We start from the raw sequence: 13224 nt of genomic DNA, 5'->3' as shown, positions 1-13224 counted from the left end.
ACTGCATCCAATTCTCTAGTTTCTTTTTAGGCTGCTTATATTATAATGAAACAAGGATTAAAAAAGACAGGGTAAAACAATCGATTAAATAAGTATAAAAGAAGGTAAGGGAGTAGGTCTATGAGTAGCTTTAACAGTCAGTTTTTGTATTCCATTACAATTATTCTATTAGGATACATACTAAAACGAACAAACCTCCTTCAGCAAAAAGACGGGGAAGCTTTAGCAAGAATTATTTTTAATATTACAATGCCTTGCTTGATTATTGTTACATTCAGCAGTATTAAAATTGATGGATCGCTTATTTTACTATTAGTTATTGGGATTGTCTATGGCTTGCTGTTAGCTGCAGTCGGAATTTTTGTTTTTCGAAAAGATGAGCGAAAGGTGAAAGGCATGCTGACGATGATGATTCCAGGGTTTAATATTGGAATGTTTGCCTATCCGTTAGTAGAAGGCATTTGGGGAAAAGAAGGGCTTAAATACTTTGGTATGTTTGATGTCGGAAATGCTTTTGTTATTTTTGTTTTATGCTACGTAATTGGCAGCTACTACTCAGGGGATGATATTGACATTGAATTTAAAAAGATTTTATACAAAGTATTAAAATCGATGCCGCTTCTTACCTATGTAATCATTTGTCTTCTTGCGATTATAGGCCTTCATTTACCAGCATATGTATTAGACGTCTCAGGTATTATCTCTAAAGCGAATATGCCGCTTTCTCTTTTGCTTTTAGGCGTATATTTAAATTTTTCGTTCCAAAAAAGCTACTTAAAAAAAATTATCATGTTTTTAAGCATTCGCTACGTGATCGGACTTGGCGTAGGAATTGCGCTGTTTTTCTTGCTTCCATTTGAAGATATGTTCCGGTATACAATTTTAGTTTGTTTCATTCTACCCGTAGCGGGATCCGTTTTACCTTACGCAGTAGAATTCAAATACGATCAGAAATTTGTCGGGACCGTTTCAAATATGACCATTTTGCTTAGCTTTTTGCTGCTGTGGGGAATGACAAATATTTTAATGTGAATAACAAAGGACGCTCGCACTTGTGAGCGTCCTTTTTGATGAAAAAAGGATATTCCCAAATAAACAGAGGTAAGCTAGGAGAAGAGAAAATCCATCATACATACAACCTGACGGGAGGAAAAAACGTGGAGTCCTTAACTTTTGTTTTATTTGGCGCAACGGGTGATTTAGCAAAAAGAAAAATCTTTCCTGCTCTTTATAATTTATTTACAGACAAAAAGCTCCCTGATACTATTTCTATTATTGGATCAGGATACGAGCAGCTATCTCATGAGGATTTTAAAGAGCGTGTAAAGCAATCTATAAACGATTTTTCAAGACGGAAAATGGAAAGTAACGAGGAAGATTTTTTGTCGCTGTTTCATTACCAAGCAGTAGACGCAAGCAAAACAGAAGATTACAAACAGCTGCTAAAGCTTGTGAATGAGCAAGAAACAACTCATAGAAGTAAAGGAAATCGTTTGTTTTATTTGTCCGTAGCACCAGAATACTTCGATGTAATTGCGCTGCATATAAAAAAAAGCGGCTTAGACCAAACGAGCGGCTGGAAGCGTCTTATGATTGAAAAGCCATTTGGACATGATCTTGCTTCTGCAAGAAAGCTTAATGAAAAGCTAAGCAGTACGTTTAAAGAAGAAGAAATTTATCGAATTGATCATTATTTAGGTAAACCGATGGTGCAAAATTTAGAAGCGCTTGAATTTACGAACCCCGTGCTGCAATCATTGTGGAATAACAAACACATTGCGAACGTCCAAATTACGGCAAGTGAAACAGTCGGTGTTGAAAATCGTGCAGGGTATTATGATCATACGGGAGCCATACGCGACATGATTCAAAATCATATGCTGCAGGTTCTCATGATGACAGCCATGCATCTTCCAAAACGAATTTGCTCAGAAAACATTTTAGAAGAAAAGCAAAAAGTAATGGAGTCACTGAGGAAAATTCCAGCACAAGAAGTAGCTCGCGATGTTGTACGAGGACAATACGGAAGCGGAGAAATTGATCACAAATCTGTTAAAGGATACAAAGAAGAGCCCGGCGTAGAAGCAAACTCTAAAAATGACACGTTTGTAGCCGCTCGCTTATGGATTGATAATCCATTTTGGAAAGGTGTTCCTTTTTATATTCGAACGGGTAAACGAATGAAAGAAAAATCAACTCGTATCGTCATTGAATTTAAAGATTCGTTAAAAGGTCTGTATGAAACTCCTTATGATAAAGTAGCGCCAAACTTATTTATTATTGAAATTAGCCCAAGCGAAAACGTCGCTTTGCAGCTTAATAGCAAAAATCCATTAAAAAATGGTGTGATTGAGCCGGTTCGTATTACGTTTTCAAGAGAAGAAGAAAGTGTGCCGGAGGCATATGAACGAATTATTTACGATGCATTAATCGGCGACTCCACATTTTTTGCCCATTGGAAAGAAGTAGAGCTATCTTGGCAGTGGGTACAGCCAGTATTAGATGCATTTGAAGCTGATATGCTGCCGCTTTATGAATATCCATCTGGTTCACAAGGCCCTGAAGAAGCACAAAAATTAGTTGCACAGGAAGGCTTTAAATGGTGGCTCGATGACGATGAGCATGGGGAAGCACCTGGAGTGTTTTTGCCGATTTGAAAAAGACATCTCTTTGAGGGATGTCTTTTTTACGGTTTGTATATTCTGAATTTTCTTGAGATGATTATTTTCCCTGCGTATAATCAAAAGAGTATAATCCATGAGGTATTGTGTATAAATCTATATAAAAAGACGCAGGGGGACTTTTGATGAAAACGTTAAAAATAGCGAATATACCAGGAGATGGAGTAGGGAAAGAAGTTGTTCCAGAGGCAGTTAGAGTTCTTCATACGATTGCAGAGCTTCACGGGGGATTAAAATTTGAATTTACAGAATTTCCTTGGAGCTGTGATTATTATTTGAAGTACGGACAAATGATGCCGGAAGATGGGCTACAGCAGCTTCAAGACTTTGACGGAATTTTTTTAGGAGCCGTAGGAAATTTAAATCTTGTGCCAGACCACGTGTCGCTATGGGGTCTGCTTATTAAGATTCGTCGAGAATTTCAGCAGGTAATTAATATTCGTCCGGCCAAGAGGCTAAAAGGCATCGCATCTCCACTAACGAACCCAAAAGACTTTGATTTAATTGTTGTTCGTGAAAATAGTGAAGGGGAATACAGTGAAGTAGGAGGCCGGATATATCAAGGAGAAGATCAAATTTCGATTCAAAATGCGGTTTTTTCTCGAAAAGGAACAGAACGAGCGATGCGCTATGCTTTTGAATTAGCTTCTAAAAGAAAAGGCAAAGTTACAAGCGCCACGAAGTCAAACGGAATTGTTCATTCCATGCCGTTTTGGGACGAAGTGTTTCAAGATGTTGCAAAGAGTTATCCTCATATTGAAACAGATTCCCAGCACATCGATGCGCTGGCGGCTTTCTTCGTAACAAATCCAAGTCGTTTTGATGTCATTGTGGCAAGCAATTTATTTGGAGATATTTTAACAGATATCGGAGCTGCTATTATGGGGAGTATTGGCGTTGCTCCTGCTGCAAATATTAATGTGAACGGAAAATATCCTTCGATGTTTGAACCGGTGCACGGGTCTGCTCCTGATATTGTCGGAAAAGGAATTGCAAATCCAATCGGACAGATTTGGACGGCTAAAATGATGTTGGATCATTTCGGTGAACAAGAATTAGGCAGTCATTTGTTAGAGGTTATTGAGCAAGTGACGGAATCGGGTATCATTACACCAGATGTTGGAGGCAGCGCAACTACTGGTGAAGTAACGGATCAAATTATTTCTCATTTAAAAAAGTGACGCTTCTAAAAGAAGCTGGGATAAAAGTAATGTAGTTGAAGGGAAATCCGAACGATTAATCGTTCGGATTTTTTCATTGTGATGGTGAATGTAGGTTTCATTTATCGATTTGTTTCTATAGAAAAATGAAATCGATAAATACATGTTGACACTTACATATATGAACCCTATAATAGTTTGAGTTGAGATAATTCGTATACATATTATTTATGGACTATGCTTTAGTTTGTTTTAATAAATAGGTACGAATGAAAAGATAAAAGGAGGAAAATCATGCAGAAATCGAAATTATGGACAAAAGATTTTTTAGCGGTCTCACTGACTAGCTTTTTTGTTTTTGTCATTTTTTATATGTTAACTGTCACATTGCCGCTGTTTGCAACGGATGAACTTCATGCAAGTAAGCAAAGCTTAGGGTTAATTGTGACAATTTTTTTAGTCTCCGGCATTGTGTTCAGACCGCTAGCCGGTAAGTGGATGACAACATTAGGACAAAAGAAAGTCCTATTAATAGGTGTCTTCATCTTTTTAATTGGTTCTATTTTATATATGAATATCCACTCATTATCAGCGCTGCTGCTGCTGCGTGTGCTTCATGGTATTGGTTTTGGAATGAGCACAACTGCTACAGGAGCAATTGTTGCAAATGTAATCCCTGAACAGAGAAAAGGAGAAGGGATGGGATACTATGCGACGTTCATGAATTTAGCGATGGTAGTGGGTCCGTTTGTAGGCTTAACGTTAACAAATACTTTGGGTCATACAGCGGTCTTTACCGTTGCGATTGTATCTTCTGTTTTAGCAGCATTATGCAGTTTAGTACTTCGTGTACCTGAGGTGGAGCCAGCTTCTTCTGCAACAAATAAAATACAGCCAGCTAAAGGTCTTGCGGCGTTTTTTGAATACCGTTCGCTGCCTATTTCTGTTGCTGGCCTTGTGGTAGCTTTTTCATATGCAAGTGTTATTTCGTTTGTGTCTATGTATGCAAAAGAAATGGGCTTTACGCAAGCTTCAAGCTTTTTCTTTGTTGTATACGCGGTGTGCTTATTAGCTTCTAGACCTTTTACTGGAAAATGGTTTGATCAATACGGAGAAAACAGCGTGGTATATCCGTCCATTTTATCTCTAGCTATCGGTATCTTTTTGCTTAGCCAAGCGACAACAAGCTGGGTGTTTTTATTAGCTGGAGCATTGATTGGATTAGGATTTGGAACGATTACATCAAGTTTTCAATCCATTGCTGTAAAAAAAGCTTCTCCTCATCGCCGAGGTGTCGCCACGGCTACGTTTTTTGTGTTTTTTGACTCTGGAATGGGGTTAGGGTCCTTTTTATTAGGTATTTTATCTACAGCAGCCGGATATAAAGGAATGTATGTATTCTGTTCCATTGTTGCTCTTTTAGCTATAGCAGTATACCTTGTATTGCACGGCCGAAAAAGCCAGAAACAGCGTATTATTTCTCAAAATGAATCATTAGGAAAATAATATAAATAAAAAAAGGCGTGCTCAAGGAGAGCATGCCTTTTTTATTTATGGAGCTCTAAAGAAAACGGCTGTGAGCACATCGATATTGAAGCCTTCCTGATTTCTTTAGAGATTTCTTTTATTCCACTTCTTCTTTTGTAATCCACTCACTGGACCATGTCTGAATTTCCTGAATTACCGGCGCCAGTGCTAATCCTTTGTCGGATAGCGAATACTCGATTCGAACAGGAGTTTCCGGAATAACCGTACGAATGACGATTCCTTCATGCTCTAATTCTTTTAAGCGCTCGGATAAGAGCCTTCCGCTTACTGGAAGTGCTTCTTGCATTTGAGAAAACCGCTGTGAGCCGGAAAGCAGCTGAAAAATGATCAAACTCGTCCAACGTTTCGTTAGTATAGTAACAGCCTTTTCAAAACGCGGGCAGAGTGCTAAACCGTCCATGTTATTACCTCCATTCTCTTCCTATATTATAAAACAAAGTCAGCATTTTATCTAGTGTTGTGTAATTTAATTACTTAAAGAACATAAATTACTTTACGTTTTTATGTTTTAATTATATAATTTATATAATTAAAGAAGTTAATTACTAAAAGTAACAAAGAGAACATAAAAGCTTTACAAGATAAATGTATCGTCATATAATACTTTAAGCAAGTAAAGTTACTTACTTTTAGTAAGCTAATACATCAATTAAAAAAGATAAATGTAGTGAAGTGCTAGAAAAAATATTTGTTCATGTGAGAGATTGAGCACAATGTGAAAAGAGTAGATAAGTGAAAGACACATAAGAGGAGGAAATGACTGTGATTAACGAAAAAGTTGTTTCAATTTTAAAAGATAAAATTAATGTAGTAAAAAATGATGATCATTTTATTTATATAGTAGGACCTATCACGCTTCCGGTGAATCTAGATGGAGAGACACAAGTATTTAGTTGGTATTCATGGTTGCGTTCTGATAATGTAAAAGAAGGATCTTTAAGTACGGAAGAGCTTATTGAAAAAATGCAAGGAGCTAATTTAGCTGACATGCAGCAATCGAGTGTTCTTGTGTACGGAGATTTTCAAGAATCGCATGAGGCACTCATTCGTATGCACAGTATCTGCCATACGGGAGACATATTCGGAAGCAAACGCTGCGACTGTGGTTTTCAATTAAAACAATCGATGAAAATGATTGTCGAAAATGGAAGCGGAGCGCTATTTTATTTAGCAAATCATGAAGGACGCGGCATTGGCCTATTCAGCAAAGCAATGGCATACGTTCTTCAAGAAAACGGATTTGATACGGTAGAGGCGAATGAAGGGTTAGGATTTGAAGATGATACTCGCAGCTATAGCGAGGCCATCAGTGTGTTAAAAGTGCTGCGTCAAAAACCTGTTACGCTGATTACGAATAATCCGAAAAAGCTAATCGCACTTGAGAAAAACGGTGCACTTTTATCAGGGCGCGTTCCACTTTGGGGAGATGTATCTCAGTTTAATGAAAAGTATCTAGACACCAAAGTTAAACGTTCAGGACACTTAAAAGAGGAGGTTCTTCTTTGATCAATCACGAATTTTATATGAATATAGCTTTACAAAACGCAAAAGCAACAAAAGGACAAACAGATCCAAATCCGCTTGTAGGATCTGTCATTGTAAACGATAATCGAATCGTTGGAATCGGTACGCATTTAAAAGCGGGAGAGCCTCACGCTGAAATTCATGCGCTGCGAATGGCTGGCGAACAAGCACAAGGAGCGACTGCTTATGTAACGCTAGAGCCTTGTTCACACCACGGACGTACAGGTCCTTGTGCTGAAGCGCTGGTTGAAGCCGGTGTAAAAAAAGTGGTCATAGCAACTTTAGACCCCAACCCTTTAGTAGCAGGTAATGGAGTTGAAATTTTAGAAAAAGCAGGCATTGAGGTCATAACAGGTGTATGTGAAGAAGAGTCACGTCAAATGAACGAAGTCTTCAATAAGTATATTGTAACGAAGAAGCCGTTTGTTTCGTTAAAGTCAGCGATTACGTTAGACGGTAAAATAGCTACTGCTTTTTCTCACAGCAAGTGGATTACGTCTGAGGCAGCTCGTTTGGATGTACATCAGCTTCGTCATGAAACGGCGGGTATCTTAGTAGGGGTGAACACGGTCATTAAGGACAACCCCGAGCTGACAACTCGCATCGAAGGCGGCCGAAGCCCGATTCGTATTGTGATGGATTCGAAGTTGCGTATGCCCCTTGATTCCAAGCTAGCAACGGATTCTTTAGCCCCAACATGGGTATTTACAAGTCAGGGCTATTCAAAAGAAAAAAAAGAACAGCTTGAGAAACAAGGCGTCGAAGTATTTGTCACAAGCGGTGAGGACAAAGTAAATCTTGAAGATATGCTTTCTATACTAGGTGAGAAATTTGTGTCGTCTCTTTTAATTGAAGGAGGCGGCGAAGTGAATGCCGCATTTCTAGAAAATCGTTTAATTGATAAATTGGTGCTGTATATGGCTCCAAAGCTTTCAGGAGGAAAAGAAGCTCCTACTTTTCTAGAAGGAAAAGGCGTAGAAAAGATGTGGGATGCAGTGGACGTGGAGCGTCTTTCTGTTACTTCAATTGGTAAAGACTTTAAATTTGTTGGATATCCTGTTTATAAATGAAAATGTAAATGAGGCTGGAACAAAAATATGTTAGTTGAAGGAAAATCCGAACGATTTATCGTTCGGATTTTTTAGAGAAGAAAAATAATACACTATTTTACTCTTATAGATTAATTTGCTATTATAGGGAATGGTCAATTTCGAAACATTGCATAAATTTTTAGCGTGTTTACAGTTGACTATCTAAATAAAAGCACTATATGTTTATAGAGAGAATATATTATGTGAAAGTAAGGGTGAGAAAAGAGATGAGAGAGTATAGAATTGGGAGTGTTATGAGAGACCTTCGCAAAATGGCAGGGTTGACACAACAAGAATTATCAAGAGACATTTGTACACAAGCGCAAATCAGCAAAATTGAAAACGGTGAAGAATATCCATCAAGCATTACCCTCTATAAAATTTCTAAGCGCCTTGGCGTAGATGTTAACTACTTTTTTGATAGTGTAGAATCACCTCGACTTGATTACGTAGATGCGGTTCAATCGTTAATTCGTCAATATATTCGTCAGAGAGATTATGATGCTATTCATAATATCATTGTAAAAGAAAAAGAAAGTCCCCTGTTTCAAAATCCGCTGAACAAGCAGTTTTTAATGTGGCACGAAGGTATTTGCGTGTATTACATTCATCACAACAAAGAAGATGCGCTGTCTAAAATGTACCAAGCGATCGAGCTTACTAAGCAATCAGCAACGTTTTATAAAGAAAGAGAAATTGAAATTTTAAATAGCATTGGGATTATTCTTTATGAAGAGAAAGAGTATGAACAGGCTCTAGATACATATCAAACAGCACTCAAAAGCTTAAATGAGCTGCCCCAAACAAAAGACGAAAATATAAAAATTAGAATTTTAAATGCACTTGCCAAAACGCTTGGAGATATGAGTAACTATGATGAATCATTGATATATAGCAACCGAGGAATCGATTTGTGCATTAGTAATGAATCAATGTATTTATTTGGAGAACTTCATTACCAAGCAGGAGAGAGCTTAATCAAATTAGGTAAAATTGAACAAGGTAAAGAATATATGGAAAAGTCTATGACCATTTTCACCTTGCAGCGAAACGAGCGATTCGTCAAGCTAGTAGAAAAAGAACTTGAAGCTCTATTTGTTTAAAATATTCCTATCATTATAATTTTTGAGAAATTTCTATCAAAATGGAGGAAATCCATGGTTTTAAGGTGATAAATGCTGATAGAAAGGAATTCATCTACTTTTATCCTGTGATACACTAGAGTCAAATCAAAGAAAGAGGAGGAAATAATTATGAAAAAAGTATTAGTCGGTATGGCATTAGCGTTTACATTAGTAGCAGGTGTTGCTTCAGTTGGAACAAGCGTAGCAACAGGAGATTTTTCAACATTAGGTCTTCCAAGCCAACATTAATAAAAAAAGCCGTGCTAAAAAGCACGGCTTTTTTTATTGTGTTTTACTAGACTGATCTTTGTTGCGTTTGTTTCCCTTTGAATTATCCCCGCTTGAAATTTCTTCACCCATTTCAACAAGGTGGTGCTGCGTTTTTGGATTACTTTGATTAGCGCTTCCTTTGTTATTCTTTTTTGTCATATCCATTCTCCTTTAAAACGATGGCAATGCATCGAGATTATTTGTTTTGTCATGGTCAGGAATGCTGCGAATATACGTACCGCCGTCTTTCCCTACAAAGGTACTCACATGCTCAACGTCCCCAGCTTCTACTTTCTTTAACGCTTCTTCATAGGTTAAAACGTCTCCTGAAGCCGTTTGGAATTCTAAGAGGTCACCGTCTGCATTTTTACGTACTGCAACGAAACGTTCTTTCATACAAATAAACACCTTCCTTTACATCTATATGGTTGCTGAAATAGTCGTTTTTATTCATTATAAAAAGTGATAAGGTAAAGAAAAGAGTGCAAAGGGGATAAAAAATGACAACATTTAATTGGCATGATCAAGCTCAAGACGAGTGGAACCAAAAAGTATCATTTTGGAATAGCCGAAGTGAAGAAATGTGGAAAAACGGAAGTCGGAAAACAGTGATTCCATTTGTTCAAAAACATCTTAAATCAGGTGGTATAGTGGCAGACGTGGGCTGCGGTGATGGGTTTGGGACATCTCTTCTAGCTGCTTCTGGATACAAAACAATCGGTCTTGATTTATCGGAAGAAATGATTCAAAAAGCATCGCAGCTGCATAAAAGTGAAAATTTGTCGTTCGCTCAAGCTGATATTATGAAGCTCCCGCTGTCTTCTGAATCAGTAGAAGGGGTTATGGTAATCAATGCGTTAGAATGGACTGAGCATCCTCGATTAGCTTTGAAGGAATTGTACCGAGTTGTAAAACCAGGAGGATATGCATGCGTAGGTATTCTTGGGCCAACTGCTCAGCCTCGTACCAACAGTTATCAAAGACTATATGGGGAAGACGTTATTTGCAATACGATGATGCCGTGGGAGTTTGAACAGCTTGCAAAAGAAAATGGATGGGAAGTAATCGATGGCGAAGGTGTATATAAGCGAAATGTTACTGATAAGCTGATTGGACAGCTCCCAAATGAATTAAAGCAAGCCTTAACGTTTCTATGGCTATTTATGCTCAAGAAACAATAAAAACAGCACGCGTCTCCTTATATGTAGCTGTACAAAGGGTACACTACAAACTGGAGGTGAGTGACATGAGTAAAATTAAAAAAGACCGCTCAAAATCAGAGCTAGGTTCACCAAATGTAGAAGGACAAGGGACGACCACTTCTGAACAAGGTGTTCAAAGCAGTTCAGCTAACAAAAAGCAGAAGCGTTCATAACAAAAATAAAACGAACTTGCAGGGAGAACAACGAGCTCACTGCAAGTTCGTTTTATTTACGGTGTCATCTTTATAAGTAAGAAGGTATTGTCTGCAAGATTGCAGATAGCTTATAATAAAATCTGAGCCAATAATTGTAATTTTCTACAAGCTTGGTTTCCATTCGATGTAAAGCGGAGGTGTAATAAATGGTGAATAAAAGATATTTACCGGATACTGCAGCGTCTCATGCAAAGCCTGATATTAGAGAGGCGATACTTTGCATGGGGTGGACGGTTTAGTAATAGACATCGCCTAACCGAGCATATCTCATTTCTAATATATACGGCTTTGCCCCTTATTGTATAAGCAAAATCACATAAGGAGCTGGCAGAAATGACGTATGTAAAAGCAACAAATATTTTACCTGAAGAGCTGATTAGTGAAATTCAAAAATATATTCAAGGAGAAACCATTTATATTCCGAAGCCGCAGAAGGCAAGGAAGAAATGGGGCACTTGCTCTGGTGGAAGAAAGTTGATTGACGAGCGAAACGAACAGATTAAGACGTTGTTCAAAAAAGGAGCTTCAATCGAGGAGCTAGCCCGTGAATACTTCTTATCAACCGAAACCATCAAAAAAATTGTATATAAAACGCAACGGTAAAAATCAAGCGCGGGCGACTGAATGCCCGCGCTTTTTTAGGTATAGTTTATTTCTGATTTATTTTTTACATTTCGTAAAAGGAATCCATACGGTAAAGTAAAAAGTAGCTGATTACCTGAAGAAGGAGTGAAGATCGTGGAAGCGTTTATAAGAAATGATCAATATAACTTTATCAAAAGCCAAACGCAAATTCTTATCAATGGATATGGAACAGTGAACAATTCCGATGTGCTGCAGGCTTTAAAAGCTCTTGCAAAAGAAAAAGTATTAAACGCGTTTGAAGTTCTTACTGAGGAACAGGAAGAGTTATTGTTACCGGTTGCTGAAGTTAAAAATAAAGAACAAGCAGAGGTGTTTTTAGAAACGATAAAGCCTTACGTGATTCCATTTAAATCGTTTACAGAAGCTGGCGTTAAAAAATTGTTTCCGAAAGTGAAAAAGTTAAAGATTCCTTCAGTTGATACCATTGATCTAGGGAGCATTTCATATGTTAGCTGGGTCGATAAAGGCTCAAACAAAAAGTTTATCGTAGCGCAGGATTCGTATACCGAGAAGCTAAAAGGTATTCAAGGAACATTTAAGCCTATCAACCAGAAGGGAATATGCACACTTTGCCACAGCTACGAGGAAGTCGGTATGTTCACTGCTGAAATCAAAGGAACTGTTCAAGGAACATTTACCCAACGAGGAAATTATATTTGTCAAGATAGCGAAGCATGTAATCAAAACTTGCTTACCTTAGATCGGCTTCATGATTTTATGTTGAGGCTCAGTAAATAGCATGCGGCTAATAAGAAAAATACAAAAAAAGAAGGTTCAGTCTCTATACTTTTGGTGAGACTGAGCCTTCTTTGTCTATCTGTTTTTCTCGATTGGATTGTCACGATAGCTAATCCAATCGCTCCAGCTGCCGGCATATAATTTTACATTTGGAAAACCGGCTGATTTTAAAGCCAAAACGTTAGGGCAAGCAGATACACCCGATCCGCAGTATACAATGATTTCAGCGTGAGAATCAATAGCTGAAAACATCTCCTTCCACTCTTTATCTGTTTTCCATAAACCTTCTGAAGTTAACACATCTTGCCAAAAAGAATGAATGGCGCCTGGAATATGTCCTGCTACAAAATCAATGGGTTCTTCTAAGCCGAGATATCTCTTTTTTTCACGAGAGTCGACAAGAACAACATTAGGATTATGAAGATTCTCTTTTACGTATTCAACTCCTGCAACTCCCCAATCTTGTTGAACGAAAGGTACAAAAGTTTGAGGAGAAGATGCTGGAACGCTCTTAGTTGTTTCATATCCCGATTGTTTCCAGTTATTAAAACCTCCATTTAAAATTTGTACGTATTCAATTCCTATATATCGCAGTAGCCACCATGCTCTTGAAGCCATCATTCCGTTTTGTTCATCATAAACGACGACTCTGGAATCAGCATTAATTCCTAAGTTGCCGAGCTTCTGAGCGAGCTTTTGAACATCGGGCAGCGGGTGTCTGCCTCCGTGAGAAGTAGCCACAGAGGACAAATCTTTTTCTAAATCCAAATAATGAGCATCCGGGAGGTGCTCATTTTGATAAGCATCTGCTCCTGCCTCAGGCTTTCCAAGGGTAAATCGGCAGTCAAGCAACACAATGGAGTGTTGGGGTTGCTGTAATGCAGTATGTAAGTCAGCCGGTGAAATAATAGTGTTCATAACATTCACATCCTTTTACCAAAATTCTAGTTGAAATAAATAAAAATGAAAAGCTTTAAATATAAATTACGGCAAAGGTATGCTGCTTTCCTTCAATTATTCCCCATA

The 13224-nt window shown here is 38.0% G+C and carries 15 protein-coding genes; 11 read left to right on the top strand and 4 right to left on the bottom strand.

Translation table 11 applies throughout. The features are described 5' to 3' along the window. Positions 1–120: 120 nt before the first annotated feature. The 4 genes from ACRPLQ_RS17050 (at position 121) to ACRPLQ_RS17035 (ending at position 5347) form a co-directional block, all read left to right on the top strand. Complete coding sequence (locus ACRPLQ_RS17050) at positions 121–1032, top strand: AEC family transporter (RefSeq protein WP_028413669.1); 912 nt, start codon at positions 121–123, stop codon at positions 1030–1032. Positions 1033–1157: 125 nt separating this feature from the next. After that, positions 1158–2657, top strand: coding sequence for a glucose-6-phosphate dehydrogenase (zwf, locus tag ACRPLQ_RS17045; protein ID WP_034268269.1), 1500 nt, complete (start codon positions 1158–1160; stop codon positions 2655–2657). Positions 2658–2806: 149 nt separating this feature from the next. After that, positions 2807–3862 (top strand): tartrate dehydrogenase, encoded by a 1056-nt coding sequence (locus ACRPLQ_RS17040; protein WP_154991433.1) that lies wholly within the window; start codon positions 2807–2809, stop codon positions 3860–3862. Between the two features lie 273 nt (positions 3863–4135). Beyond that, positions 4136–5347, top strand: a complete 1212-nt coding sequence (locus tag ACRPLQ_RS17035; protein WP_028413667.1) for an MFS transporter — start codon at positions 4136–4138, stop codon at positions 5345–5347. A gap of 118 nt (positions 5348–5465) precedes the next feature. On the opposite strand, the gene ACRPLQ_RS17030 is transcribed toward ACRPLQ_RS17035, so the two are convergent. Continuing rightward, complete coding sequence (locus tag ACRPLQ_RS17030) at positions 5466–5789, bottom strand: winged helix-turn-helix transcriptional regulator (protein ID WP_014460492.1); 324 nt, start codon at positions 5787–5789, stop codon at positions 5466–5468. A gap of 362 nt (positions 5790–6151) precedes the next feature. Between ACRPLQ_RS17030 and ACRPLQ_RS17025 the strand changes: the two genes are divergently transcribed. The 3 genes from ACRPLQ_RS17025 (at position 6152) to ACRPLQ_RS17015 (ending at position 9107) form a co-directional block, all read left to right on the top strand. Beyond that, complete coding sequence (locus ACRPLQ_RS17025; protein ID WP_033578753.1) at positions 6152–6895, top strand: GTP cyclohydrolase II; 744 nt, start codon at positions 6152–6154, stop codon at positions 6893–6895. Then, positions 6892–7983, top strand: a complete 1092-nt coding sequence (gene ribD / locus ACRPLQ_RS17020; RefSeq protein WP_033578754.1) for a bifunctional diaminohydroxyphosphoribosylaminopyrimidine deaminase/5-amino-6-(5-phosphoribosylamino)uracil reductase RibD — start codon at positions 6892–6894, stop codon at positions 7981–7983. The genes ACRPLQ_RS17025 and ribD overlap by 4 nt, the downstream gene beginning before the upstream one ends. A 248-nt stretch (positions 7984–8231) precedes the next feature. Further along, positions 8232–9107: a helix-turn-helix domain-containing protein gene (locus ACRPLQ_RS17015; protein ID WP_014460489.1), complete on the top strand. Its 876-nt coding sequence runs from the start codon at positions 8232–8234 to the stop codon at positions 9105–9107. Positions 9108–9410: 303 nt separating this feature from the next. Here ACRPLQ_RS17015 and ACRPLQ_RS17010 read toward each other — a convergent pair whose 3' ends face one another. Next, positions 9411–9557 carry a hypothetical protein gene (locus ACRPLQ_RS17010; RefSeq protein ID WP_013056671.1) on the bottom strand — a complete coding sequence of 49 codons (147 nt, stop codon included), beginning with the start codon at positions 9555–9557 and terminating at the stop codon, positions 9411–9413. Between the two features lie 12 nt (positions 9558–9569). Then, positions 9570–9794 carry a DUF3892 domain-containing protein gene (locus ACRPLQ_RS17005; RefSeq protein ID WP_013056672.1) on the bottom strand — a complete coding sequence of 75 codons (225 nt, stop codon included), beginning with the start codon at positions 9792–9794 and terminating at the stop codon, positions 9570–9572. 104 nt (positions 9795–9898) lie between these two features. Between ACRPLQ_RS17005 and ACRPLQ_RS17000 the strand changes: the two genes are divergently transcribed. From ACRPLQ_RS17000 to ACRPLQ_RS16985, 4 genes are all read left to right on the top strand, one after another. After that, entirely contained in the window at positions 9899–10579 is a 681-nt protein-coding gene (locus tag ACRPLQ_RS17000) for a class I SAM-dependent methyltransferase (RefSeq protein WP_028413664.1), read from the top strand. Between the two features lie 65 nt (positions 10580–10644). Further along, positions 10645–10773, top strand: a complete 129-nt coding sequence (locus ACRPLQ_RS16995) for a YuzL family protein (protein WP_013056674.1) — start codon at positions 10645–10647, stop codon at positions 10771–10773. Positions 10774–11139: 366 nt separating this feature from the next. Beyond that, positions 11140–11418, top strand: a complete 279-nt coding sequence (locus ACRPLQ_RS16990; protein ID WP_321201920.1) for a CD3324 family protein — start codon at positions 11140–11142, stop codon at positions 11416–11418. A 135-nt stretch (positions 11419–11553) separates the two neighbouring features. Further along, entirely contained in the window at positions 11554–12198 is a 645-nt protein-coding gene (locus tag ACRPLQ_RS16985; protein WP_165635884.1) for a FusB/FusC family EF-G-binding protein, read from the top strand. Between the two features lie 75 nt (positions 12199–12273). Here ACRPLQ_RS16985 and ACRPLQ_RS16980 read toward each other — a convergent pair whose 3' ends face one another. Next, positions 12274–13116, bottom strand: coding sequence for a sulfurtransferase (locus tag ACRPLQ_RS16980; RefSeq protein WP_063247259.1), 843 nt, complete (start codon positions 13114–13116; stop codon positions 12274–12276). Positions 13117–13224: the final 108 nt, after the last annotated feature.

The organism is Priestia sp. TRN 1309, from assembly GCF_050846875.1.
In the GTDB taxonomy this organism is placed as follows: Bacteria; Bacillota; Bacilli; order Bacillales; family Bacillaceae_H; genus Priestia; species Priestia zanthoxyli.
The sequence above is the reverse complement of the archived record's forward strand: the minus strand, read 5'-3'. Positions and strand labels throughout refer to the sequence as shown.

Coding starts and splice junctions, on each gene's coding strand:
- ACRPLQ_RS17000 (WP_028413664.1), top strand. CDS start 9,899: ATGACAACATTTAATTGGCATGATCAAGCTCAAGACGAGTGGAACCAA.
- ACRPLQ_RS17015 (WP_014460489.1), top strand. CDS start 8,232: ATGAGAGAGTATAGAATTGGGAGTGTTATGAGAGACCTTCGCAAAATG.
- ACRPLQ_RS17030 (WP_014460492.1), bottom strand. CDS start 5,789: ATGGACGGTTTAGCACTCTGCCCGCGTTTTGAAAAGGCTGTTACTATA.
- ACRPLQ_RS17040 (WP_154991433.1), top strand. CDS start 2,807: ATGAAAACGTTAAAAATAGCGAATATACCAGGAGATGGAGTAGGGAAA.
- ACRPLQ_RS17050 (WP_028413669.1), top strand. CDS start 121: ATGAGTAGCTTTAACAGTCAGTTTTTGTATTCCATTACAATTATTCTA.
- ACRPLQ_RS16995 (WP_013056674.1), top strand. CDS start 10,645: ATGAGTAAAATTAAAAAAGACCGCTCAAAATCAGAGCTAGGTTCACCA.
- ACRPLQ_RS17035 (WP_028413667.1), top strand. CDS start 4,136: ATGCAGAAATCGAAATTATGGACAAAAGATTTTTTAGCGGTCTCACTG.
- ACRPLQ_RS17010 (WP_013056671.1), bottom strand. CDS start 9,557: ATGACAAAAAAGAATAACAAAGGAAGCGCTAATCAAAGTAATCCAAAA.
- ACRPLQ_RS16980 (WP_063247259.1), bottom strand. CDS start 13,116: ATGAACACTATTATTTCACCGGCTGACTTACATACTGCATTACAGCAA.
- ACRPLQ_RS17005 (WP_013056672.1), bottom strand. CDS start 9,794: ATGAAAGAACGTTTCGTTGCAGTACGTAAAAATGCAGACGGTGACCTC.